This is a genomic window from Haloplanus aerogenes (genome assembly GCF_003856835.1).
Classification (GTDB): domain Archaea; phylum Halobacteriota; class Halobacteria; order Halobacteriales; family Haloferacaceae; genus Haloplanus; species Haloplanus aerogenes.
The window spans coordinates 467,718-488,130 of record NZ_CP034145.1; the positions used below are offsets into that span (position 1 = coordinate 467,718).

The window sequence follows — 20,413 nt, forward strand, 5'->3', positions numbered from 1 at the left end:
GTTAGTCTTCCTCCATCAGGTCGATACCGATGGCTCGCTTGATCTGCTCGCGCAGGCCGCCGCTGCCGGCGCCGCCACCGAGGGTGACGAGCACCGGCTCGATGCTCCCCTCGACGGCTTCCCGAGCGTTCCGGGAGAGATGCGCCATGTCATCGTCGTGCATCACGACGATGCCGACGTCGTCGTCGTCGAGCGTCCGCATGACGGCGTCGTCGAGCTCCTCGTCTTTCTGTTCGTTCGGTACGTTCTCGAACTTCCGTACGCCCGCGAGTCGGAAGCCCGTCGTGAAGTCGGGGCTCCCGATGACGGCGATTTCCTGGCTCATAGGATCACCAGTTCCTCCTCGATTTCCTCGTCGGATAGGCCGGCTTCACGGCCCCGGGCGATGGCGCGGATGTTGTCCACCTCGCGCTCCTTGGCGAGGATGTAGGAGATGACCGGCGCCACCGACAGCGGGTGGACGAAGCCGAGCTGCTCCGAGTATTCGAGCAGTGCCGCGTCGAGCGCCCGCTCGAACGAGATGAGGCTGTCCGCCTCCTCGAACTCGTCGAGCGCGTCGGAGAGCTTGTCACCGTACGTGCTCTCACGGATCGTCGCGACGAGTTCGTCGACGTTCGACGCCAGCGCGTTCAGCTCGCTCGCGGAGAAGAGCCGACCGCCCTCGATGAAGTACTCCGAGGGGTCGACGTCGGCGCCGCTCCGGGCCAGCCGAAGTGCGTTCCGCGCGTTCCGGAAGTCGATTTCGGCCTGCAGAAATTCGCGGTACGTCTCGGTCGCTTCCCCGACCTGCAGCTCCGACAGCAACTGCTCGTAGAAGGCGCGGTCGACCGCGTTCTCGAGCGGCACGAGCACGCCGCCTTCCTCGTAGTCGTCGAACGCGTCGCGGAGCGGGTCTCCGAACATCGTCCGGTCGAGCAGGTCGATGGCTTCCTCGATGGACCCCGCGTCGAGCAGGCGGTCGAGCAGGCGGTCGTCCAGTTCGCCTGCGCGGATGAGGTCCGTCTCCACGCCGTCGCGGTCCGCGCCGGAGTAGATTCCGCGCAGGACCGTCTTGACGTTCCACGCGTCGAACTTCCGGAGGTATCGAGCGATCAGATCGTACAGGCGGCCGTCCGCCCACGCCAACAGGTCGTTGAAGTGTTTCGCCAGATTCCGGTTGAGCGCGTACTCGATGAGGTCGACCCCCGAGTGGCGCGCCCCGAGCGCGTTGATCTCGCGCTCGTACTCCGACTCCTCCATGAAGCGGGCGATCTCCGACGGCCCCATGCGGACGAGCTTCCGATAATCGTCGTCGCTAAAGAGCGCCGCGCGGCGTGACCGCACGCGGGCGGTGACGTACTCCGGGTTCGAACTGCCGGGGCTCGCGCTCATCGCTCGAACAGTCGGTTACTCAGTTCCTTCAAGTTGTCCTCCCAGACCGTCTCGAGGATCGAGTCGAAGGTGTTGTTCACGCGAACGCGCGATTCCTCGCTCTCGACGACGACGCCGCCGAGGCAGTCGTGTTCCCCGGCGACGCTGAAGCCCTCGTACTCCTCGAGCAGGTCTTCGAGCAGTTCCTGATCGTCCGCCCGGCCGTAGACGGAGACCGACTCGTTATCGTCGAACTCCTCGGCGGCTTCGTCGAGGAGCGCGGCGGTCAGCGATCGACGGCGTTCGCCGTCGATGTCCGCGATGGCCGCTTCGGCCGCTTCGCGGACCTCTTCTAGGGCGTCGCGACGGGCCTCCAGCCGAGCCTGCTTGGCTTCGAGCTTCGCGCTGGAGATGGTCTGTTCGCGCCGCTGTTCGATCTCGCGTTCGACCTCGGCCTCACGCTCTTCGTGGATCTCCTCCGCGTCGGCCTCGGCGTCGGCGATGATCTCCTCGGCGCGCTCCTCGCCCTCTTCGCGGATTTCCTCCGCACGCGCGCGGGCCTCGTCTCGAATGTCCTCGGCGACTGTTTCTAAACTCATGATGAGAGGGAGGGGGTGTTCAGACCAGGAACACGACGACCAGCGCGAGGATCACGAGAGTCTCCGGCAGGACGGTGAAAATCAGTCCCTGCACGAAGAGATCCTGGTCCTCGGCGACGGCGCCGACGGCGGCCGCACCGATGCCACGCTCGGCGTATCCCGCGCCGAACGCCGCGAGCCCGACGGCCAGTGCCGCGGCGGCTGTGGGCGGAATGGCCGGTGCCGCTGCCCCTTCTGCCTGCAGTACGACGGATGCCAGCTGCGTTGCGAGTTCGTACATTGTGTGTAGTGGTGTGGAGTCCGTTTAGTCGTCTCCGAACATCCCGTAGTTGCCTCTACGACTGCCATAAAGCTTCCCAAACCGATTCGCGAAAATTGCCGAATACGCGGCCGAAACCCGTCTCTACTCGGTCGTCGCGCGTCAGAGAGTAACACGGTCGTGGGGACGGTGCGTGCCCCGAACCGACCGCGTCAGTCCTCGGTAGTGTACGTCCGCTCGTACCCGAACGGTTCGTACTCCCGACCGCCACCCTGGTAGAACTTCCCGAAGAACTCCACGTACTCGAGACGCACCGCCTGCAGGCCGGCGCTCGTCACGCCGAGTGCGAGGACGAGTGCGTGGCCGAGAACGAGGACGAGGAGGCCGACGATCAGCATCGCCGGACCGGAGTGGACCAGTCCGCCGAACATGATCTCGGTCACTTCGTGGCCATGAGCCATGTCGCCCACGTGGGGCATGTGGCCGAGGCCGAAGTGGAACGCCGCCTCCGACCCTTCGCCGGTGACGTACACGCCGAAGAAGAGCAGGTTGACCGTGAAGGCCATCCCCGCCTTCGCCAGCAGCACGGCGGCGATCCGGGTGTACGACAGCGCGTTCACCAGCACGTTCAGGAACTCAATGATCTCGATTGGCTCGCCGACCGCGAGGAGGACGAGACCGATCACGAACGCGGCGAGGCCGGCCAACCCGACCAGTTCGGGGAAGCCGTTGAAGCCGAGGGCGTAGGTGGCGTGGATCGCCTCGGCGCCCTCGGGCGCCGCGCCCGAGCCATCGAAGATAGTGAACAGGAAACCGGGCTTGTAGCTCACGGCGCTCAGCGAGAAGATCCACACCCACAGCCCGTTGAGCATGAGGATCCACGACCCGCTCTCGTAGAGGGCGTGCTTGACGTCGTGGTGTTCGAGGTTCTCGACGAAGTCGAAGACGTAGCCCACGTTGAGGTGGGCAATACCCATCAAGATGCTCACGACGAGCCACGTCAGGGCGTAGGACTTCCCTGCGGGGGAGAGCCCCTTCTCCATGGGCGGGTGGGCCATGCCGAGCGCACCCTCCCAGAAGTACGTCGAGATCAGGTGCAGGCCGAAAATCTCGCCGTAGAGGATGCCAAAGAGCATCGTGAAGAGGCCAGCGAAGATCGTCACGCCACCCATGCTCTTGAACGCATCACTGTCGAATTTGGAGTAGAGGAAGTAGCCGATCAGGGTGTAGAGCGCGCCGTAGCCGAGGTCCCCGATCATGAAGCCGAAGAAGGCCGGGAAGGTCAGGAAGAGAACGACCGTCGGGTCGAACTCGTCGTATTTCGGCCGGCTGACGGCTTCGGTGAGGACTTCGAACGGTTTGACGACGCCGGGGTTGTTCGCGATGACCGGTGGCGAGTCGTCGCGCATCACGACCGAACCGCCGCCGTCGGCGCGGATCTCCTCCCCGCCGTCGGCGGCCGCGGCGCCCTCGCCGCTCCCGGCGGTGACGTCCTCGTGGACCTCGGACCCGTCGGATTTGAACGCCGCGCGTTCGATCTCTTCGACCTCGACGTGATCACCGACGGCGTCCGTGATGGCCGCCGCGAAGCCGGTGTACTCCTCGGTCGGAATCCACCCTTCCGCGACGAACGCGTTGTCGGTGGTCGCAAAGGAGAGCGGCGCCTCGCGTTTCTGTACGTCGATGGAGAGTTTCTCCTCGGCGGCGAGCAGGAAGCCCGCGGCGTCGAGTTTCACCTCGTCGAGTTCGTCCTCGACGGTGCGAAGCTTGGATTCGAGTTGCTGTTGCCGGTGTTCGAGATCCGCGACGTACTCCTCGGGCGAGCCCTCGGCGTCCGGGACCTCCAGCGCCGTGAAGTCAACGCCGACAAGCGCGTCCGTCAGCACGTCCTCGTCGGCGGCGTCGGCCGGACGTGCGAAGATGGCGACGACGCTCTCCTCGGCGAAGATCTCGACGGCGCCGAGTCCGTCGGCGTCGACGACGGCGCGCTCGACGGCCTCGCGTTTCCCTTCACCGACGACGACATCCAGCGTGTCGTATCCCGAGAGCAGGTCGAGGTCGATGCCGAGCGTCGCGAACGGCTCGGCGCTCGAAATCTTCTCCTCGATGCTCCCGAGTTCCGTCCGGATCTCGTCCCGGCGGTCCTCGAGTTCGTTGACGCGCTCGCGGATCCCCTCGAGTTCCTCCTCGAGGGCGTCGTCGGTGACGATGCGCGTCGGGCCGGCGTCCTCGCCGTCGACGTCGAGGATGCTCTCGATGGAGCGGACCGTCACCAGTTTCTCGGAGGCTTCCTCGGCGCCGTCGATCGGGTTGCCCGGTTCGAACCCTTCCCAGGACCCGTCGTACTCGGTGACGTGGAGCAGGTTGCAGTCGTGGACTGCCTCGACGACGTCGTCCATGACCCCCTTTGATCCCGTCACCGAGACCTTGCTCATTCGCTCAGGTCTGAGCATGCACCGCCTCCTCGAACTGTGTGATGGCGTACTCGACCGCCTCGTCCATGCGCTCTTCCGCCTGGGCGATGAGTTCTTCCCGGGCCGCCGTCCCCTCCTCCCGGATCTCCGTCGCTTCGGCTTCGATCTCCGATTCGGCCTCGTCGAGACGACGCTCGGCCATCTCGTCGGCCTCTTCCTCGGCCTCGGCGCGAATCTCGTCGGCACGCGCTCGCGCTTCCGAGATGCGCTCCTCTCGGTCGGTCTCGGCCTCCGCGACGATCTCTTCGGCCTCCTCCTCGGCCGCCTTGATCCGTTCGAGAACCTCTGGTCTCGGCATACTACTGATCAGTGGAAACTTGCGCAATCGGCATATAAGGTGTTTGCGGAACGGCTCTGCGGGGCTCGTCGGCCAGCGGACCGCCGTCGTCCTCACTCCGTCAGCGGAAGCAGGACGCCGAACACGAGCGGCGACAGCAGGAACAGCGCCACGCCGAGTACCTCGGCGTCGAACAGGAGCGTCGCCTCCCACGCCGGCAGTTGCATCCCCAGTGCGTGACTCGCGAGTTCTCCGAGTGCGCCGAGTGCGAACAGCCCGAAGCCGAGCAACGTCCCACGTTTCGCCAGCGTCGGATAGTCGAGATCGCCGTATCGTCCCGTCATCACCTCCCCCTCCGCCGGGCCAGCAAAAGAGCGTTCCGTTTCCGACGGATCGAAAGAGACACAATACCTGACCGCAACGTCCGAGCATGAACTCCGCGCTGCTCGAACTCCTCCCCGAACTGCTCGAACTGCTCTTTTTCGGCCTCGGGAGCGTCGGCCTGTCGGTCGCCGGCCTCTACATCGAACGTCTCGCGCTCGCGACCGTCGAGAGCGGCAACGCCAAACTCGGCGCGTGGATCGCGTTCATGGGCCTCATGGCCTTCTACTTCGCCTACCTGATGAGTACCGACAAGTTCCAGCCGAAACTGGCGGCGGTGCGGCGGCGACTCGCGGAGTAAAGCCCTCTCTTTTGCCTACGCCAGCGGCGTGCGCTCCACGACCGTCCCAGTCCCACCTTTTACTCGGGGTTCGCTGACGCTCACCCCTCGCAAAAGCTGGACCAAAACCTACGCTAACGGCGTGCGCTCCACGACCGTCCCAGTCCCACCTTTTACTCGGGGTTCGCTGACGCTCACCCCTCGCAAAAGCTGGACCAAAACCTACGCTAACGGCGTGCGCTCCACGACCGTCCCATCGACGGTCGGATACTGCTCCACGATCTCCCCCTCGCCCACGTCGCCCTCGTCGACCATCTCCTCTAGCAGCCACCACGCGAGTTCGACGTGGTCGGACTTGACGGTGTAGAACTCCTCGGGCACGCCGAGGTCCCGCAGGCGCTCCTCGGTCACCCACGTCTTGCCGTAGACGAGGGTGCCGTCGTCGGTCACCTCGTCGAACTCCCGGCGGATCTGGCGGGCCATCCGCTTCAGTCGACGGCGATGCTGGGCGGCGTCCTTGAACACCGAGGTGCAGAAGTACACCCGGTCGTGGTCGCCCATCACGTCGAGAATCTCCTCTTTGGGGGACTCGACCGCGCTCATGTGGCCCTCGCGGAGGTCGTAGCCCTCCTCCTGCATCCGGCGGTAGTTGCCGTCGGACATCTCGAACTCGTTGATGTTACAGAAGTCGGCGGCGCCCTCGTCCAGAAACTCCAGAAATTCGGGTTCGGCGCGGATGCCCGGAATCTCGAACGCTGGGGTCAGTCCCTCCTCGCGGGCGATGTAGAGGATGTCCTCCCACTCGGTGCCGTGGAGGTCGCCCCACAGGTCGAGCGGCGGGTGGAAGCGGATCTCGTCGAGACCCGCCTCGGAGAGGCGGCGCATGTTCTCGCGCCCGCCGGTGATGCCGGTGTAGAGGTGGGTGTGGTGGTCCTCGCCGAACTCGTCTTTCAGGAGGGAGAGGTAGTGACAGGTCCGATCGAGGGATTCCTGGGGTTCGCCGCCGGTGATGGAGGTGCCGAGGGCGTTCATCCGGTGGGCTTCGGTCAACACGTCCTCGTCGCTCTCGACTTGCCGCTCGTTGGCGTAGACGGTGTCGACGTTCTTGCGGTTCTCCCCGAGCGGACAGTAGAAGCAGTCGCGCTGGTCGCAGTAGCCGTAGACGAACAGCACCATCTTCCCGCCCTTGGCGCACTGTTCACAGCCCTTCGAGATCATTCGTTGTCGGTACATCGACGCCGAGGTGGGAAAACCCGTCGGTACGGATCGAACCGACCGTTTAGGTTCGTCGCCCGCATACCGGGTGGCATGCCGTACGATCCCGACTCCACGGCGGTCGTCGTCGTCGATATGCAGAACGGCTTCTGTCACCCCGACGGCAGTCTCTACACCCCTGCGAGCGAGGCCGCCATCGACGACGTGGCGGCGCTGGTCGACCGGGCCCACGAAACCGGCGCCCGCGTCGTCTACACGCGCGACGTTCATCCACCCGAACAGTTCGACGGGGCCAACTACTACGACGAGTTCGAACGCTGGGGCGAACACGTCCTCGAAGGCTCGTGGGAGGCGCAACTCGTCGACGAACTCGACGTGCGCCCCGGCGACCACGTCGTCGAGAAACACACCTACGACGCCTTCCACGAGACGGAACTCGACGGCTGGCTCTCCGCCCGCGGCATCGACGACCTGCTCATCTGCGGGACGCTCGCCAACGTCTGTGTCCTCCACACCGCCGGCAGTGCGGGCCTCCGGGACTACCGCCCCGTCCTCGTCACCGACACCCTCGGCTACATCGAGGAGGCCGACCGCGAGTACGCCGTCGACCACGCCGACTGGCTGTTCGGCGAGACGACGACCCGCGACGCCGTCGACTTCCTGCCGACCTGCTAACCGAGTTGTTCGGCAATCCTTAATATCTGAACGGCGTTGAGTTAATACATGACGGTCGTCAGCGTCTCGATGCCCGAAGAGTTAGTGGAGCGGATCGACGCGTTCGCGAAGGAACACGGTTACACCGGCCGGAGCGAAGTCGTCCGCGAGGCGTCACGGAACCTGCTCGGCGAGTTCGAGGACAAGCGACTGGAGGACCGCGACCTCATGGCGGTCGTGACAGTCATCTTCGATTACGAGACGACGAGCGTCGAGGAGCGGATGATGGGCCTCCGTCACGACTACGAGGGCCTCGTCGTCGCCAACTTCCACAGCCACGTCGGCTCCCACTACTGCATGGAACTGTTCGTCCTCGAAGGGCAGTTGGAGACAATCTCGACGTTCGTCGGCAAGATTCGCGCGACGCAGGACACCCTCAGCGTCGACTACTCGGTGATGCCCGTCGACGAGTTCGGGCCGTTCGCGTCGCCCGAATAGCGGTCGACCGCCGACCGCCTATTCGACGACGATGGCGCCTTTCGCACCGAGCGTGTGGTGGGGGGCGCAGGCGTACCGGTAGACGCCGGGCTCCTCGAACGTGTGTTCGAACTGCACCCCGGGTTTCGTCTCCACCGCGCTCCCGATGTCGGCGTCTTCGAACGCGATCTGGTGCGGGCCGCCAGTCCACACCCAGCGGACGGTCGTTCCCGTGGAGACGCGGGCCGCCGGCGGCGAGAACGTGAACTCGCTCTCGCCTTCCGCGGAGCCGACGGTGACGATGGGCGAGGGGTAGTCCCGCCAGTCGACCACCGTCCCGTCGTAAATCTCAACGTCCGCCAGCCACGCGTCGACGGCCGGATAGTCGCTCGACGGCGGGTCGGCGACGACGACGACGCCGCGCATCCCTTCGTCCCGTGACGGCTCCGAGACGTAGCGGTACGTGCCACGGTCCTCGAACCTGTGGGTGAACGTGTGGCCGTGGATGGCGACGGGGTCGCCACTGTCGAACGAGTCGCCAAGGGCGACGACGTTCGCGGGGTCGCCGTGGCCGCTCCACTCCCACGTGACGGTCGTGCCCGGCGGGACGCGGACGCCGGCGGGGCCGAACGCGGCGTCGCCGTGATCCGTGCCGAGGCTGTCGCCGACGGTCACCGTCGGCTCGTCGCCGTCGCCGTAGCGTTCGATCACCCCCTCGTAGCCGTTCGCGTCGGCCAGCCAGTCGTCGAGGCAGCCGGTCGACGCTTCTGTTTCGGTGGCTTCCTGCCCCCGTGCCAGACAGCCGGCGACCGAGCCGGTGCCGAGAAGGGCAGTTGCCACGAACGTTCGCCGGGACCAATCGGACGGTTCGTGCATCGCTTTCACACCTCCCATTTGACTGCCGGCGGCGCACTGATGGACGCTCCCGCGCGTTCCCAACGCTCTGGAATCGTCGAAAGTTACCCCGGACGGTTTTTACCGCCGCGACCCGATCCCTCCCGCATGACCGACCTCCGCTATCTCCCCGACGCCGACGACGTGACCGAGTTCGAGGCGACCGTCACCGAGACGGGCGACGACTACGTGGTCCTCGACGGCACTTACTTCTACCCCGGTGGCGGCGGGCAACCCGCGGATCGGGGGACGCTCTCGTGGTCCGGTGGCGAGGCGGTCGTCGTCGACGCCCGGAAGAACCACGGCGACGTGCGTCACTACGTCGACGCGGCCGATGGCGACCTGCCGGCCGAGGGGACGACCGTCACCGGCCGGATCGACGCCGAGCGCCGCGACCGTCTCACCCGGCTCCACACCGCCCAGCACGTCCTCTCGCGGGTCGTTCTCGACGAGTTCGGGGCGGCGACGGTCGGCAACGGCCTGACCGTCGACGGCGGATGGGTCGAGTTCGAGGGCGCCGACCTCGGCGACGACCAGGTGGCGACCGTCGAACGCCTGACGAACGCGGCCATCGAGCGCGACCTCCCCGTTCAGAAGGTCGAACGCCCCCGCTCGGCGGTCGAAGAGGTGGTGCCCGACGGGCGTGCCCAGATCGACGCGATTCCCGACTTCGTCGACCCGATGCGCGTCGTCGAAATCGACGACTTCGACGTCTGTCCCTGCGGCGGGACGCACGTCGACCGTCTCGGCGAGGTGGGGACCGTCCGAATCACGGATCGGTCGCGGTCCGACGGCGTCGAACGACTCGCGTTCGACGTGGCGTGACGGTACGGCGCGGGTCGCGTCCACCCCCCGTGACCGCTTGTCTCCTCGGCACGTAGCCTCCCCAATGCCGGTGCCCGACGCTCGGTCCCGTCGGGTGGCCGGTGCCACACCATGGCGTTCGAGAACGACGCGGGATACGAGGCGGTGTACAGTGCGGCGATGCCGTCGGTGGTATCGATCTACGTCTCCCACTGGGACGACGAGCGACGGCACCGCGGCGACGGTGCCGGATCGGGGTTCGTCTACGACGACCGGGGACACGTCGTCACCAACCAGCACGTCGTGGCCGACGCCGACGAGGTGGACCTCCGTTTCAGCGAGGGTGACTGGCGGGTCGGTCGCGTCGTCGGAACCGACGCCTACACCGATCTCGCGGTCGTGCGCGTCGACGACCTGCCCGACTACGCGACGCCCCTGCCCGTTGCCGACGCGGCGCCGCGCCCGGGGCAGCGAGTCGCCGCCCTCGGCAACCCGCTGGGTCTCGACGGGACGATATCGGCTGGCATCGTCAGCGGCACGAACCGCTCCATGCCGACGGGACAGGGGTTCTCGATCCCCGACACCGTCCAGACCGACGCGCCGATCAACCCCGGAAACTCCGGGGGACCGCTCGTCACGCTCGACGGCGTCGTCGTCGGCGTGAATCGAGCGACGGCAGGCGAGAACATCGGCTTCGCGGTGTCGCCGCTCCTCCTCGACAGCGTCGTTCCGCGACTGATCGCCGACGGCCGCGTCCGCCACCCGTACATGCGCATCCGGACCATCGACGTGTCGCCGACGGTCGCGGCGGCGAACGGCCTCGACGACCCCCGTGGCGTCCTCGTCGTCGACGCGTGGTACGGCCCGACCGGCACACCCCTCGCACCCAGCGACCGGACCGAGTCGATCCGGGGCCAGCGGGTCCCCGTCGGTGGCGACGTCATCGTCGGCATCGAGGGCACGCCCATCAACTCCCACGAGAGCCTCGTCCGCTATCTCATCACGGAGACCGAACCGGGCGAGACGGTCGGCCTGCGGATCGTCCGGGGTGGACGCGAGACGACCGAGCGCGTCACGCTGGAGGAACGACCGACGCCGGGCGAGTTACCGTCCCGTCGGCGGCTCCGCGGATAGGAAAACGACGGACACAAACGGCGCGGACGGCTACCGTGGCCCAATGGAACTCCGCTTTCTCGGCGGCGCGCGCGAGGTAGGCCGGAGTGCCATCCTCGTGAACGACCGCCTCCTCCTCGATTACGGGATGCTGACCGGGAACCCACCCCAGTTCCCGGTCGCAACACCCGATCCGGAGGCCGTCGTCGTCAGCCACGGCCACCTCGACCACGTCGGCGCCATCCCCTCGCTCCTCTCCGGCGACCGCCGGCCGCCGATTCACTGGACGCCGCCGACCCGGGAACTCGCACTCACGCTCGCTCGGGACACGCTGAAACTGCACGGCGTCGCCGGGAGCGGAGTGACCGGCGGCTCGCGGCGCCAGCGGCGACGCGGCGGCACCTACGACTGCCCCTTCACCGAGGAGGAAGTCCGGCGCGTCACACAGGTTTCGGAGACACACGGCTACCGCGAGACGTTCGAGGCCGCCGGGCACGAAGTGACCTTCTACAATGCGGGCCACATCCCCGGCAGCGCGCACGTCCTCGTCGACGACGGCGACACCCGCCTGTTCTACACCGCCGACTTCCACACGGAGGATCAGCGACTCGTCTCGGCTTCGACCGCCCGTCCGGACGCCGACGTCGTCATCTGTGAGAGTACGTACTCCGACGTGGACCACGAGCCTCGCGAGCGGATCGAAGAGCGCTTCGTCGACAGCGTCCGCACGACCGTCTGGGAGGGCGGGACCGTCGTCGTCCCCGCGTTCGCCATCGGTCGGACACAGGAGATGCTGCTGGTCTGTGCCGCCAACGACGTCGACTGCTACGTCGACGGCATGGGCAAACGGGTGACGAAGATGCTTCGCCGCCACCCCCAGTTCGTTCGGGACGACGAGGCACTCCGGCGGGCGAAGTCGAACGCCCGGTTCGTCACCGGCCGCGACGGTCAGCGAAAACGCATCGCGGAGCAGAATACGGTGATCGTGACGACCAGCGGGATGCTCTCAGGCGGTCCGGCGATGACGTACATCCCGGCGATCCGATCACATCCGACGAACAAGATCACGCTGACGGGCTATCAGGTCGAGGGCACCCCCGGCCGCGACCTGCTGGAGACGGGCAGTGCCGAACTCGACGGCCGCGTGATGCCCGTCTCGGCGCAGGTCGAGTGGTACGACTTCTCCGCGCACGCCGACCGCGCGGGACTCCGGTCGCTCCTCGACTCCTACCGCGACGCGACGATCCTCGTCAACCACGGGGATCGTTGCGGGGCATTCGCGGACGAACTCGTCACCGACGGCTACGACGCGTCTGCGCCGGCGGTCGGCGAGACGGTGACGGTCGACGCCGAGTGATCAGCCCTCGACCGTGACGAGGCGCTCGTCGTCGAGGATGGCCTGCACTCGCCCGTGCCACGCCTCGGCGAACGCCGCACGCTCGCGCTCGCTCGCCGTCCCCTCGACGATCCGTCGGAGGTGTCCCATCGCGGGACCACCGTCGGGCACGTCGTCGACGTGGTAGACAACCTCGACCCGGTCGTCGGTGTCGCGTCGGCGCAGTCGGAACGTCGGCTCGGCGGTGTCGGCGTCGAAGCCGTCGAACGTGAGGAGGTTCTGGCGGCCGCCGTAGCCGCCAGCGAGGCCGCCGAACCCCTCCACGCCGCCGGCACCGGTGATGTAGGAGAGCAGGGTCGCGGTCACGCCGTACGTGGGGTCGTCGCGGGTCCCCGCCGCGACCACGGCCACGTCGCTCCGGACGGGGAGGGAGTCGGGATACAGGGCGTCGAGTCCTCGCTGTGCGATGCGGAACGCGCCCGCGGCGGTCGGACAGGAGTGTCCGGCGGCCTGCACCACGTCTTCGTAGGTGATCACGAACGGGTCGCCGGGGTCGAGGACGGCGAGTGCCTCGGCGACCGGGTCGCGGATGCGGATCGGTTCGGCGTCGTAGCTGACGGCCCAGTTCGTCTCCGTATCGTCGGTGGTCGTGTGCATAGTATGATCAGTTGGGTATCGTGTCGCTAGCAGTCTCAGTACCGCAGGAGGCGCATTCCGTTGAGGATCACCGCGAGGACGCTCGCCTCGTGGACGAGCATCCCGACCGCGAGGTGGACGTAACTCGTCAGCACGCCCGCGAGCAAGATGCCGACGGTCAGAGTCGCGAGGCCGACGTTCTCGGCGACGTTCCACCGGGCCGCCTTGCTGAGTCCGATGGCGTAGGGGATACGCTCTAGGCCGTCGGCCATCAGCGCCATATCCGCCGTCTCGATGGCGGTGTCGGTGCCCGCGGCACCCATGGCGATGCCCACGTCGGCCGTCGCCAGCGACGGTGCGTCGTTGATGCCGTCCCCGACCATGGCGACGACGTGGCCGTCCGCCCGGAACGCCTCGATCACGGTCTGTTTCTCTTCGGGAAGGAGTTCGGCGTGGACGGTGTCGATTCCGACTTCGCCAGCAACTGCGCGGGCGGTGCGCTCGTTGTCGCCGGTGAGCATCACCGTCTCGACGCCGGCGTCCCGAAGCGCGCGGACGACGCCGGGTGCGGCCTCACGGAGTTCGTCGCGGAGGGCGACGGCGCCGATCACGTCGCCGTCGAGGGCGACGTGGACGGCCGTCTCCCCGCGTTCCTCTCGCTCGCGGACGTACACGAACGCCGCGTCGGGGACGGGAATCCCGCGGTCGTCGAGGAGTGCGCGGTTCCCGACGACGAGTTCGCGGCCGTCGTGGTGGGCGATCACGCCTTTGCCCGGCACGACGTCGAAGTCGTCGGGGTCGGGGAGCGACGTGCCGGTGACGACGGTGCCGCCGTCGGTTCGGGTTGCACTTCGGCGTTCGGCGGCCTCGCGGATCGCGCTCCCGAGGTGGTGTTCGCTCCGTCGCTCCGCGATGGCGGCGATCCGCAGGACGTGGTCGGCGTCGTGCCCGAACCCCGTCACGTCGGCCACCGCCGTTTCGCCGCGGGTGAGCGTCCCCGTCTTGTCGAAGGCGACGAGGTCGATTTTTCCCGCCCGTTCGAGATGCTCCCCGCCTTTCATGAGGACGCCGTTGCGCGCGGCGTTGCCGATGGCGGAGACGACGCTGACGGGCGGGCCGATGACGAGCGCGCCGGGACAGCCGATGACGAGCAGGGTCAGCGACAGCAACGCGTCCCGGGTGACGACGAACGCACCGACCGACAGCAGGACGATGCCCGGCGTGTAGTACGTCGCGAAGCGGTCGAGGAGGCGCTCGGTCGGCGACTGGGCCTCCTGGGCCGCCTCGACGCGACGGATGATACGCTGGAGCGTCGTGTCCGATCCGGCGCCGGTCGTCCGCACGTCCAGCGCCCCCGCTTGGTTGATCGTCCCGGCGTACACCTCGTCGCCCGCCCGCTTGTGGACGGGCGCGCTCTCGCCGGTCACGGGTGCCTGATCGACGGCGCTCACGGGTTCCCCGTTCGCTCGAGGGGTCTCCGACCCCTCGCTGCTCTCGCCGTCCACCACCTCGCCGTCGACCGGAATCTTCTCGCCGGGAGCGACGAGGACGACTTCGCCCGGGTCCACGTCGCGGGCGGGCACTTCGACGGTGTCGCCGTCGCGGCGAACGAGCGCCGTGTCGGGCGTCAGCTCCAGCAGTTCCTCGAGGGCGGCGCGCGTCTTGCGCATCGTCCGCCCTTCGAGGTAACTCCCCAGCGAGAACAGGAAGACGACGGCCGCGGCCTCCCAGTAGGCGCCGATGGCGACGGCGCCGACGGCCGCCAGCGTCACCAGCGTCTTGATGCCGAGCGTCCGGTTCCTGACCTCGCTGACGGCCACCCTCGCGATATCGTAGCCGCCCACGACCGCCGCGAGGACCAGTATCGCGGCGCTCGCGGCGTCGAACGACGTGACGTAGCCGAGGCTCCACCCGCCGGCGTACAGGAGGCCGCTCGCGCCGGTCACGACGGCCGTGCGGTGCTTCCGGTAGTATCGGCGCCAGTGCATCGCCCTACGCGAGTCGGGGCGTGTAACCCTGACTCTCGATGGCAGACGCGAACGCGTCCGGGTCGGTCACGCCGGGATCGTACGCGATTTCGACCCGACCGGTCGTGTAGTACACCTCGACATCTTCGACACCCTCGGCCCGCGCCAGCGTCCGTTCGACGTTGCTGGCACAGGTCGGACAGTCGAAGTCCACGACGCGGAACTGCGTGGTTTCGCTCATTGTGGCTTCGACTACGCCCCCGCATCCCATATATATTACTTAAATGATATGTTTGGATGGTCGCACGGGTCGTCGAACCGGACCGACGGGTGGTCTAGACGGCCGTCAACGTTGGCGTTCGGCTCAAACGCTAAACGTGTCGTCGTCGTACAGCAGTGGCATGAGCGAGTTCACTGCGGATGTCGAACTGTCGGATATCGCCGTCCGCGACACGAACGTCTCCGCCGCGCTGGACGAGCCGCTCCGGGCCATGATCCTGGATCTGCTCGCCGACGAGGCGCTGACGGTCGCGGCGATTCACGACGACCTGGCGACTCGCGGATTCGACCGCACGGAGAACACCGTCCGCCACCACGTCAACGAACTCCGTGACGCCGGGCTCGTGGAGGTGGCACGCCTCGAAGAGCGCCAGGGCGCGACGACGAAATACTACCGCGCGAACACGGTCGTCCTCTCCTATTCGCTGCCCGAGTCGAGCGAGAGGGTCGTCGACGAGATGGCCGGGCGAATCGAACCGCAGGTGGCCGACCTCGTCGCGACGCTTCGGGACGAGTACGCCGACGAGCTAGACGCTATCGCGGCCGAGATGGCACCCTGTCAGCACTGCCGCAATCAGAAATACGAGACTTACCTCCTGTTGACCGTCCTCCGGCGCGCGTTTGCGCGCGCCGAGACTTACTCCACGATGTCGACGACCTCGTAGTTGACGTTGTGCTCGCGGAGGCGGTCGAGATGCGTCGAGAGTTCGTCCGCCACGACCAGCAAGAGGACGTCCAGTCCCCGCACGGCGGCCTCGCTCACCGCTTGCGGCGTGCCGAAGCGTACGTCGGGTACGAGGTCGGCGTCCCGTGCGGCCACCAGCGCCTCCGTTCCCGCCGTCGCCACCAGATCACAGTCGGCCGCGTGATCGCGAATCGTCGCGCTCGCCACGGCCCGACTCCCCCCGTCCTGCACCCGCGGGATCGAGACGGCGGTCACCCGGCCCAGCTCGTAGTCGAGGACGCCCTCGAAATCCGTGACGCCCACGTCGCCCCCGGCCTCGGTGCCCGTGACCGCAACTGCGGTTGTACTTCCGGCGGTGCCCGGCGTCGCCCGGAGGACGCCGTCGCGCATCGACAGCGAGACGGCGTCGCCCTCGTCGATCTCGGCGGTGGCGATGGCGGTCTCGATTTCGACCTGCCCGATCACGTCCTCGGAGACGTGCGTGACGAACTCCCGGAGTTCGTCGGTTCGGCCGATGAGCCAGTCGACGCCCTCCTTGGTCACCTCGTACCGCCCGCGGCCGGGACTTCGAACGTAGCCCTCCTCGATGAGCCCCTGCAGGTAGTCGCTCACCGCCTGTGCCGTGATGCCGATGTCGTCGGCGATCTCCCGCTGGCTGACCGCCGGCTGCCGCTCCGCGATCCCCACCAGAATCTGATACCGGGTCGCCGCGCGCTTGCTCCGTAGGACGCCCTCGTCGGCGTTCTCTGCCATTACCCCACCTCCGGCCGCACTCCCCAAGTATTTTTACACTAGTTCGGGTGAAATTGCGATGTGTCCGAATATAGCACAAGTTAGATTGCTCTAGGCCCATCGAATTTGTCTACCCGTTCAGAGCGGTTGTCGTTCTGCATCGTCCCCGCCTCACAGAATTTCTCGACGCATCGTGGAGGAAGCCGACGCCCACGACTCCAGTCGTGGGTCGATGACAACCCCTAACTGACGGACGGCCCTCTCCCGGTGCATGTCACTCGTCGACACGACGCTTCAGGACCGCTTGAACCGTCGCATCGAGGGCCTCCGGACTGCCCGCGAGATCAAACCCGGCCATCCCAGCGTCGCCACCGAGACGATCCGCAACTACCACGCGCGGGCCGCGGCCGACGGCTTCGTCTTCGACGCCGACGAACCCGTCTCGAAAGTCGGCGGCACCGGGACGGCGCCCCGTCCGTTGCGCTACTTCCTCGCCGGTTTCGCCTTCTGTCTGCAGGCGCAGTACGTCCGCAACGCCATCCGGATGGGGATCGACCTCGACGAACTCTCGGTCGACGTGGACAGCGAAATCGACCGCCGTGGCGGCCTCGGATTCCGCGAGGAACCGGCGGACTTCGAGTCCATCGCGTACACGACGACGCTCAGAACCGACGCTCCCGAGTCCGAGGTGCGCGACCTGGTCGAGACGGCCGAATCCTGCTGTTACGTCCACGGCACGCTCTCGAAGGCGGTGGAGCTGGACGGGACGACGGTGCTCAACGGGTCGCCGCTAGAGTGAGGCAGCGCGCTCCCACAGGCGCGGCAGGTCCTCGATTTGCGCCCATCCCGCGCTTTCGTCGACGTTCTCCTCGACGACCGTGAGCGACTCGAAGTAGTCGTCGAGCACTTCCCGCTCCATCGCCAGCGGGGGACTGCAGTAATCCTCCTCGACCCAGACCGCCTCCCCGGTGTCGGGATCGAATCGCGCTCGCTCCAGCGACCGCGTCATCGCTCGCCCGAACGGATCCATCGCCTCGATGTCGCCGCTGTCGAGGCGCTCGCGGAGGTCGGGGAGTCGATCCCGCTTCGGCCGTGCACGGACGAATCGGTACGCCATACCTGTCCTACGCGCCGCGGACCCATAAGCCGACGCCACGGTCACCGAAAGCGGTAGGTGCGTCCCTCGCGGAGGCCGGTGCATGAAGGGCGTCGTCATCGCGGGCACGCGGTCCGGCGTCGGCAAGACGGTGGCGACCCTCGCGACCATCCACGCGTTCGAGCAGGACGGTCTGACCGTTCAGCCGGCGAAGGCTGGCCCCGACTTCATCGACCCCAGTCACCACGCCGTCGTCGCCGGCCGACCCTCCAGAACGCTCGACGTGTGGCTCGAAGGCGTCGACGGCGTCCGGCGGAACTACTACCGCGCTGACGCCGACCGCTGCGTCGTCGAGGGGGTGATGGGTCTCTACGACGGCGACGCCTCCAGTACCGCCGCCGTCGCCGAGGCGCTCGACCTGCCGGTCGTCCTCGTCGTCGACGCCGCCGCCGGGATGGAGAGCGTCGCCGCCACGGCGCTCGGTTTCGAGCGCTACGCCGCCGCCGCGGGCCGCGACATCGACGTGGTCGGCGTCCTCGCCCAGCGCGCCCACGGCGGCCGCCACGCCGCCGGGATTCGGGACGCCCTCCCCGACGGCCTCGCCTATTTCGGACGTATTCCACCCGACGACGACCTCTCCATCCCCGACCGCCATCTCGGCCTCCACATGGGTACCGAGGCGCCGGTCGACGACGACGCCCTCGACGCCGCGGCCGCGGAGATCAGGATCGACCGCCTGCGCGACGTGGCGCGGGCGCCGCCGCAACCCGACCCGAATCCGTCGCTCCCGCCGACCGGCGCCCACGTCGCCGTCGCCCGCGACGACGCCTTCGCCTTCTGGTATCCGGCGACGCTCGACCGTCTGCGCGAGCGCGCGACAGTGACGACGTTCGCTCCCACCGCCGGTGACGACCTGCCCGACTGCGACGGCGTCTACCTCCCCGGCGGCTACCCGGAACGGCACGCCGACACGCTGGCCGAGAGCCCCGCCCTCGCCACCCTCGCGGACAGGGCGAACGAAGGGCTGCCCGTCTTGGGGGAGTGTGGCGGACTGATGGTGCTCTCGCGCTCACTCACGACGGCCGACGGCGAGACGCACGCGATGGCCGACGTCCTCCCCGCGGACGTGCGGATGCACGACCGGTATCGCGCGCTGGACCACGTCGAACTCCGTGCTCGCCGCGACACGCTCACCGCGTCGATGGGCGACCGGCGTCGCGGCCACGAGTTCCACTACTCCAGCGCCGCCGTCGACGACGACGCTCGCTTCGCGTTCGACGTGGTCCGGGGCGAGGGCATCGACGGCGACCACGACGGCCTCACCGCTCACCGGACGCTCGGCACCTACTGTCACGTCCACCCCGAGAGCGGGGCGTTCGACGCCTTCCTCGACGCCCTCTAGTCCTCGCGATACCGCCGCACGCCGAACTGGGCGTATTCGTCGCCGTAGGCGACTGCCAGCGCGCCGATCCACCAGTTCCAGCGCTCCGAGACCGAGGAATCGTCGGGCGCGTCGGCCAACTCCGTCACGACCGTCTCGACGGTGATCTCCGTCCCTCTATCGGTGGCGAGGCGGCCGCTGTCGGCCAGATCACCGGCGGCCCGGACGACCGCGCGGCGCTCCCCGTCGCTCCCGTCGAACGCGCGTTCGAGCGCGTGATCGAGGCGTTCGCGATCCATTTTACCGTCGCCCTCCCGAGTCGTGCCGCGGGCGACCGCACGACTGGGTGCGGTCGCGGCGGCGTGTCGTGACGGCCACGCTACTTCCACCACTCGCTCCGCCGTTCGCGCCCGCTCGCGTCGCGGAACGGCGGCGGCTTCTCGCCGTCCGCCTCGGCGCCGAACGCGTGCGCCAGCCAGTAGCCCACGTGCCAGCCCACCGCGTCGGTGTCGAGGTCGACGAGCGTGATCTCTACTCGTGTGTACGTCTCGATGGCGCCATCGCCGTCCGGATCGACCCCGTAGGTGCTGATACACGATCCGCTCGACGCCTGACAGTCCGGCGTCGGACCGAAGCGGATGCGGATCTCGGCGTCGGTCTCGGCCCCAACCCGCTCGAACGTCAGGTTCGTCGGCATCCCCGGCGGGTCGTCCTCGTAGTACGTCAGCGCGTGATCCACCTGCGACTGCGCGCCCGCGGGATCCCGGGCGTCTTCGGCGTCGACCCGGACGGTGAAGTCGCCGTCGGGCCACGGGAACGCTCGCTCGGTCGCGTTCGGTTGCGGTTCGGTGTATAGCACCGACCGCGCTCGCATCACCTCGCGTGGCGGGTCGGCGTGTGTCAGGCCGAGCGTGTGTCCGAGTTCGTGTTCCGTCACGAGGGCCGTCGAGTCGTCGGAGAGGCCGGTCTTCACCCACACCGTCTCCGGGCGATCGATCTGGCGGGCGTCGGTGAGAAGGGGCGCACACCCCACCGCGTCGGTCACGTTGCCGCAGTCGGGGATTTCGGGGGTGAACGTGACGACGAGATCCGGGTTCGCCGCGTCGGGGCGCACCTCGTAGCGGACCGGGAAGCCGAGATACTGGCCGTCGTTCTTCTCCCAGAATCGCGTCGCCTCGCGCACGAGGGCGGCGAAGTCGCGGTCGCGGCCCCCCTCGTTCTCGATGGCGACGACGATTGGCTCCGTTCCCCACGGATTCTCCCCGGGTGTCGCTGTGGCTGGCGTCGCCGTCGACGTGGCCGTGGTCGTCGGGGAACGCGACTGCGTCGGCGTCGGCGTCGCCGTTCCGCCGGGCGCGTCGGCCGGGACCGGCGTCGCCGTCGGCGTCGAGGCCGCCGTCGACGGATCGAGTGGCGTCGTACAGCCCGCGAGGACTAGCAGGCAGGCGAGCACGAGCGTGCGGACCGCCATACCCTCTCTCCGGCGCCGGCGCTGAAAAACCGTTCCCTTATACGGTTTATTGT

25 protein-coding genes are annotated in these 20,413 nt (G+C 67.8%); 9 read left to right on the forward strand and 16 right to left on the reverse strand.

The window, feature by feature from the left end; all coding sequences use genetic code 11:
- Position 1 precedes the first annotated feature (1 nt).
- The 7 genes from DU502_RS02395 to DU502_RS02425 form a co-directional block, all read right to left on the reverse strand.
- The gene (locus tag DU502_RS02395; RefSeq protein ID WP_121919963.1) at positions 2 to 325 is read right to left on the reverse strand and encodes a V-type ATP synthase subunit F; all 324 of its coding nucleotides are present in this window, start codon (positions 323 to 325) and stop codon (positions 2 to 4) included.
- On the reverse strand, positions 322 to 1,371 hold the full coding sequence (locus DU502_RS02400; RefSeq protein WP_121919962.1) for a V-type ATP synthase subunit C: 1,050 nt from the start codon (positions 1,369 to 1,371) through the stop codon (positions 322 to 324). The genes DU502_RS02395 and DU502_RS02400 overlap by 4 nt, the downstream gene beginning before the upstream one ends.
- The gene (locus DU502_RS02405; RefSeq protein ID WP_121919961.1) at positions 1,368 to 1,949 is read right to left on the reverse strand and encodes a V-type ATP synthase subunit E; all 582 of its coding nucleotides are present in this window, start codon (positions 1,947 to 1,949) and stop codon (positions 1,368 to 1,370) included. The genes DU502_RS02400 and DU502_RS02405 overlap by 4 nt, the downstream gene beginning before the upstream one ends.
- Positions 1,950 to 1,968: 19 nt before the next feature.
- Positions 1,969 to 2,229 (reverse strand): ATP synthase subunit K, encoded by a 261-nt coding sequence (locus DU502_RS02410; RefSeq protein WP_049934937.1) that lies wholly within the window; start codon positions 2,227 to 2,229, stop codon positions 1,969 to 1,971.
- A gap of 191 nt (positions 2,230 to 2,420) precedes the next feature.
- The gene (locus DU502_RS02415; RefSeq protein WP_121919960.1) at positions 2,421 to 4,661 is read right to left on the reverse strand and encodes a V-type ATP synthase subunit I; all 2,241 of its coding nucleotides are present in this window, start codon (positions 4,659 to 4,661) and stop codon (positions 2,421 to 2,423) included.
- Entirely contained in the window at positions 4,648 to 4,980 is a 333-nt protein-coding gene (gene ahaH, locus DU502_RS02420) for an ATP synthase archaeal subunit H (RefSeq protein ID WP_121919959.1), read from the reverse strand. Before ahaH ends, DU502_RS02415 begins: the two co-directional genes overlap by 14 nt.
- A gap of 92 nt (positions 4,981 to 5,072) precedes the next feature.
- Complete coding sequence (locus DU502_RS02425; protein WP_121919958.1) at positions 5,073 to 5,303, reverse strand: DUF7860 family protein; 231 nt, start codon at positions 5,301 to 5,303, stop codon at positions 5,073 to 5,075.
- A gap of 86 nt (positions 5,304 to 5,389) precedes the next feature.
- Between DU502_RS02425 and DU502_RS02430 the strand changes: the two genes are divergently transcribed.
- Positions 5,390 to 5,641, forward strand: coding sequence for a hypothetical protein (locus DU502_RS02430; RefSeq protein ID WP_121919957.1), 252 nt, complete (start codon positions 5,390 to 5,392; stop codon positions 5,639 to 5,641).
- 201 nt (positions 5,642 to 5,842) lie between these two features.
- Here the strand turns inward: DU502_RS02430 and DU502_RS02435 are convergent, their stop codons facing one another.
- Positions 5,843 to 6,838, reverse strand: a complete 996-nt coding sequence (locus DU502_RS02435) for a radical SAM protein (protein WP_121919956.1) — start codon at positions 6,836 to 6,838, stop codon at positions 5,843 to 5,845.
- A gap of 90 nt (positions 6,839 to 6,928) precedes the next feature.
- Here DU502_RS02435 and DU502_RS02440 point away from each other — a divergent pair, with 90 nt between their 5' ends.
- Positions 6,929 to 7,510: a cysteine hydrolase family protein gene (locus DU502_RS02440; RefSeq protein ID WP_121919955.1), complete on the forward strand. Its 582-nt coding sequence runs from the start codon at positions 6,929 to 6,931 to the stop codon at positions 7,508 to 7,510.
- Positions 7,511 to 7,558: 48 nt separating this feature from the next.
- On the forward strand, positions 7,559 to 7,987 hold the full coding sequence (locus DU502_RS02445; protein WP_121919954.1) for a CopG family ribbon-helix-helix protein: 429 nt from the start codon (positions 7,559 to 7,561) through the stop codon (positions 7,985 to 7,987).
- 18 nt (positions 7,988 to 8,005) lie between these two features.
- Here DU502_RS02445 and DU502_RS02450 read toward each other — a convergent pair whose 3' ends face one another.
- The gene (locus DU502_RS02450; protein WP_243695926.1) at positions 8,006 to 8,806 is read right to left on the reverse strand and encodes a halocyanin domain-containing protein; all 801 of its coding nucleotides are present in this window, start codon (positions 8,804 to 8,806) and stop codon (positions 8,006 to 8,008) included.
- A gap of 162 nt (positions 8,807 to 8,968) precedes the next feature.
- Here DU502_RS02450 and DU502_RS02455 point away from each other — a divergent pair, with 162 nt between their 5' ends.
- The 3 genes from DU502_RS02455 to DU502_RS02465 all read left to right on the forward strand — a co-directional run bounded on the left by DU502_RS02455 (position 8,969) and on the right by DU502_RS02465 (position 12,134).
- A complete protein-coding gene (locus DU502_RS02455) occupies positions 8,969 to 9,685 on the forward strand; it encodes an alanyl-tRNA editing protein (protein WP_121919952.1) in 717 nt (238 codons plus the stop codon).
- Positions 9,686 to 9,796: 111 nt separating this feature from the next.
- Positions 9,797 to 10,798, forward strand: a complete 1,002-nt coding sequence (locus DU502_RS02460) for a S1C family serine protease (RefSeq protein ID WP_121919951.1) — start codon at positions 9,797 to 9,799, stop codon at positions 10,796 to 10,798.
- A gap of 43 nt (positions 10,799 to 10,841) precedes the next feature.
- Positions 10,842 to 12,134, forward strand: coding sequence for an MBL fold metallo-hydrolase (locus DU502_RS02465; RefSeq protein WP_121919950.1), 1,293 nt, complete (start codon positions 10,842 to 10,844; stop codon positions 12,132 to 12,134).
- Here DU502_RS02465 and DU502_RS02470 read toward each other — a convergent pair whose 3' ends face one another.
- From DU502_RS02470 to DU502_RS02480, 3 genes are read right to left on the reverse strand one after another with little or no spacing between them, the layout of a single operon-like run.
- Positions 12,135 to 12,770 (reverse strand): hypothetical protein, encoded by a 636-nt coding sequence (locus DU502_RS02470; protein ID WP_121919949.1) that lies wholly within the window; start codon positions 12,768 to 12,770, stop codon positions 12,135 to 12,137.
- 35 nt (positions 12,771 to 12,805) lie between these two features.
- Positions 12,806 to 14,737, reverse strand: coding sequence for a heavy metal translocating P-type ATPase (locus DU502_RS02475; protein ID WP_121919948.1), 1,932 nt, complete (start codon positions 14,735 to 14,737; stop codon positions 12,806 to 12,808).
- Between the two features lie 4 nt (positions 14,738 to 14,741).
- Positions 14,742 to 14,957: a heavy-metal-associated domain-containing protein gene (locus tag DU502_RS02480; RefSeq protein ID WP_121919947.1), complete on the reverse strand. Its 216-nt coding sequence runs from the start codon at positions 14,955 to 14,957 to the stop codon at positions 14,742 to 14,744.
- Positions 14,958 to 15,117: 160 nt separating this feature from the next.
- Between DU502_RS02480 and DU502_RS02485 the strand changes: the two genes are divergently transcribed.
- Entirely contained in the window at positions 15,118 to 15,660 is a 543-nt protein-coding gene (locus DU502_RS02485) for an ArsR/SmtB family transcription factor (RefSeq protein ID WP_121919946.1), read from the forward strand.
- Here the strand turns inward: DU502_RS02485 and DU502_RS02490 are convergent.
- Positions 15,633 to 16,433, reverse strand: coding sequence for a DUF7839 domain-containing protein (locus DU502_RS02490; RefSeq protein WP_121919945.1), 801 nt, complete (start codon positions 16,431 to 16,433; stop codon positions 15,633 to 15,635). The genes DU502_RS02485 and DU502_RS02490 overlap by 28 nt on opposite strands.
- Positions 16,434 to 16,683: 250 nt before the next feature.
- On the opposite strand from DU502_RS02490, the gene DU502_RS02495 reads away from it, so the two are divergent.
- Complete coding sequence (locus DU502_RS02495) at positions 16,684 to 17,211, forward strand: OsmC family protein (protein ID WP_121919944.1); 528 nt, start codon at positions 16,684 to 16,686, stop codon at positions 17,209 to 17,211.
- Here the strand turns inward: DU502_RS02495 and DU502_RS02500 are convergent.
- Positions 17,203 to 17,529, reverse strand: a complete 327-nt coding sequence (locus DU502_RS02500) for a hypothetical protein (protein ID WP_121919943.1) — start codon at positions 17,527 to 17,529, stop codon at positions 17,203 to 17,205. The genes DU502_RS02495 and DU502_RS02500 overlap by 9 nt on opposite strands.
- An 82-nt stretch (positions 17,530 to 17,611) precedes the next feature.
- Here DU502_RS02500 and DU502_RS02505 point away from each other — a divergent pair, with 82 nt between their 5' ends.
- Entirely contained in the window at positions 17,612 to 18,910 is a 1,299-nt protein-coding gene (locus DU502_RS02505; protein ID WP_121919942.1) for a cobyrinic acid a,c-diamide synthase, read from the forward strand.
- Here DU502_RS02505 and DU502_RS02510 read toward each other — a convergent pair.
- On the reverse strand, positions 18,907 to 19,188 hold the full coding sequence (locus DU502_RS02510) for a hypothetical protein (protein ID WP_121919941.1): 282 nt from the start codon (positions 19,186 to 19,188) through the stop codon (positions 18,907 to 18,909). The two genes, DU502_RS02505 and DU502_RS02510, sit on opposite strands and share 4 nt — an antisense overlap.
- Before the next feature lie 80 nt (positions 19,189 to 19,268).
- On the reverse strand, positions 19,269 to 20,360 hold the full coding sequence (locus DU502_RS02515) for a zinc metalloprotease (protein WP_121919940.1): 1,092 nt from the start codon (positions 20,358 to 20,360) through the stop codon (positions 19,269 to 19,271).
- Between the last annotated feature and the right edge of the window lie 53 nt (positions 20,361 to 20,413).

Excerpts from the sequence above, each read along its gene's own strand:
- ahaH (WP_121919959.1), bottom strand. The coding sequence starts at position 4,980 with ATGCCGAGACCAGAGGTTCTCGAACGGATCAAGGCGGCCGAGGAGGAG.
- DU502_RS02410 (WP_049934937.1), bottom strand. The coding sequence starts at position 2,229 with ATGTACGAACTCGCAACGCAGCTGGCATCCGTCGTACTGCAGGCAGAA.
- DU502_RS02515 (WP_121919940.1), bottom strand. The coding sequence starts at position 20,360 with ATGGCGGTCCGCACGCTCGTGCTCGCCTGCCTGCTAGTCCTCGCGGGC.
- DU502_RS02400 (WP_121919962.1), bottom strand. The coding sequence starts at position 1,371 with ATGAGCGCGAGCCCCGGCAGTTCGAACCCGGAGTACGTCACCGCCCGC.
- DU502_RS02475 (WP_121919948.1), bottom strand. The coding sequence starts at position 14,737 with ATGCACTGGCGCCGATACTACCGGAAGCACCGCACGGCCGTCGTGACC.
- DU502_RS02485 (WP_121919946.1), top strand. The coding sequence starts at position 15,118 with ATGAGCGAGTTCACTGCGGATGTCGAACTGTCGGATATCGCCGTCCGC.
- DU502_RS02510 (WP_121919941.1), bottom strand. The coding sequence starts at position 19,188 with ATGGATCGCGAACGCCTCGATCACGCGCTCGAACGCGCGTTCGACGGG.
- DU502_RS02425 (WP_121919958.1), bottom strand. The coding sequence starts at position 5,303 with ATGACGGGACGATACGGCGATCTCGACTATCCGACGCTGGCGAAACGT.
- DU502_RS02440 (WP_121919955.1), top strand. The coding sequence starts at position 6,929 with ATGCCGTACGATCCCGACTCCACGGCGGTCGTCGTCGTCGATATGCAG.
- DU502_RS02405 (WP_121919961.1), bottom strand. The coding sequence starts at position 1,949 with ATGAGTTTAGAAACAGTCGCCGAGGACATTCGAGACGAGGCCCGCGCG.
- DU502_RS02465 (WP_121919950.1), top strand. The coding sequence starts at position 10,842 with ATGGAACTCCGCTTTCTCGGCGGCGCGCGCGAGGTAGGCCGGAGTGCC.
- DU502_RS02495 (WP_121919944.1), top strand. The coding sequence starts at position 16,684 with ATGTCACTCGTCGACACGACGCTTCAGGACCGCTTGAACCGTCGCATC.
- DU502_RS02455 (WP_121919952.1), top strand. The coding sequence starts at position 8,969 with ATGACCGACCTCCGCTATCTCCCCGACGCCGACGACGTGACCGAGTTC.
- DU502_RS02480 (WP_121919947.1), bottom strand. The coding sequence starts at position 14,957 with ATGAGCGAAACCACGCAGTTCCGCGTCGTGGACTTCGACTGTCCGACC.
- DU502_RS02460 (WP_121919951.1), top strand. The coding sequence starts at position 9,797 with ATGGCGTTCGAGAACGACGCGGGATACGAGGCGGTGTACAGTGCGGCG.
- DU502_RS02470 (WP_121919949.1), bottom strand. The coding sequence starts at position 12,770 with ATGCACACGACCACCGACGATACGGAGACGAACTGGGCCGTCAGCTAC.
- DU502_RS02490 (WP_121919945.1), bottom strand. The coding sequence starts at position 16,433 with ATGGCAGAGAACGCCGACGAGGGCGTCCTACGGAGCAAGCGCGCGGCG.
- DU502_RS02395 (WP_121919963.1), bottom strand. The coding sequence starts at position 325 with ATGAGCCAGGAAATCGCCGTCATCGGGAGCCCCGACTTCACGACGGGC.
- DU502_RS02500 (WP_121919943.1), bottom strand. The coding sequence starts at position 17,529 with ATGGCGTACCGATTCGTCCGTGCACGGCCGAAGCGGGATCGACTCCCC.
- DU502_RS02445 (WP_121919954.1), top strand. The coding sequence starts at position 7,559 with ATGACGGTCGTCAGCGTCTCGATGCCCGAAGAGTTAGTGGAGCGGATC.
- DU502_RS02430 (WP_121919957.1), top strand. The coding sequence starts at position 5,390 with ATGAACTCCGCGCTGCTCGAACTCCTCCCCGAACTGCTCGAACTGCTC.
- DU502_RS02415 (WP_121919960.1), bottom strand. The coding sequence starts at position 4,661 with ATGCTCAGACCTGAGCGAATGAGCAAGGTCTCGGTGACGGGATCAAAG.
- DU502_RS02435 (WP_121919956.1), bottom strand. The coding sequence starts at position 6,838 with ATGATCTCGAAGGGCTGTGAACAGTGCGCCAAGGGCGGGAAGATGGTG.
- DU502_RS02505 (WP_121919942.1), top strand. The coding sequence starts at position 17,612 with ATGAAGGGCGTCGTCATCGCGGGCACGCGGTCCGGCGTCGGCAAGACG.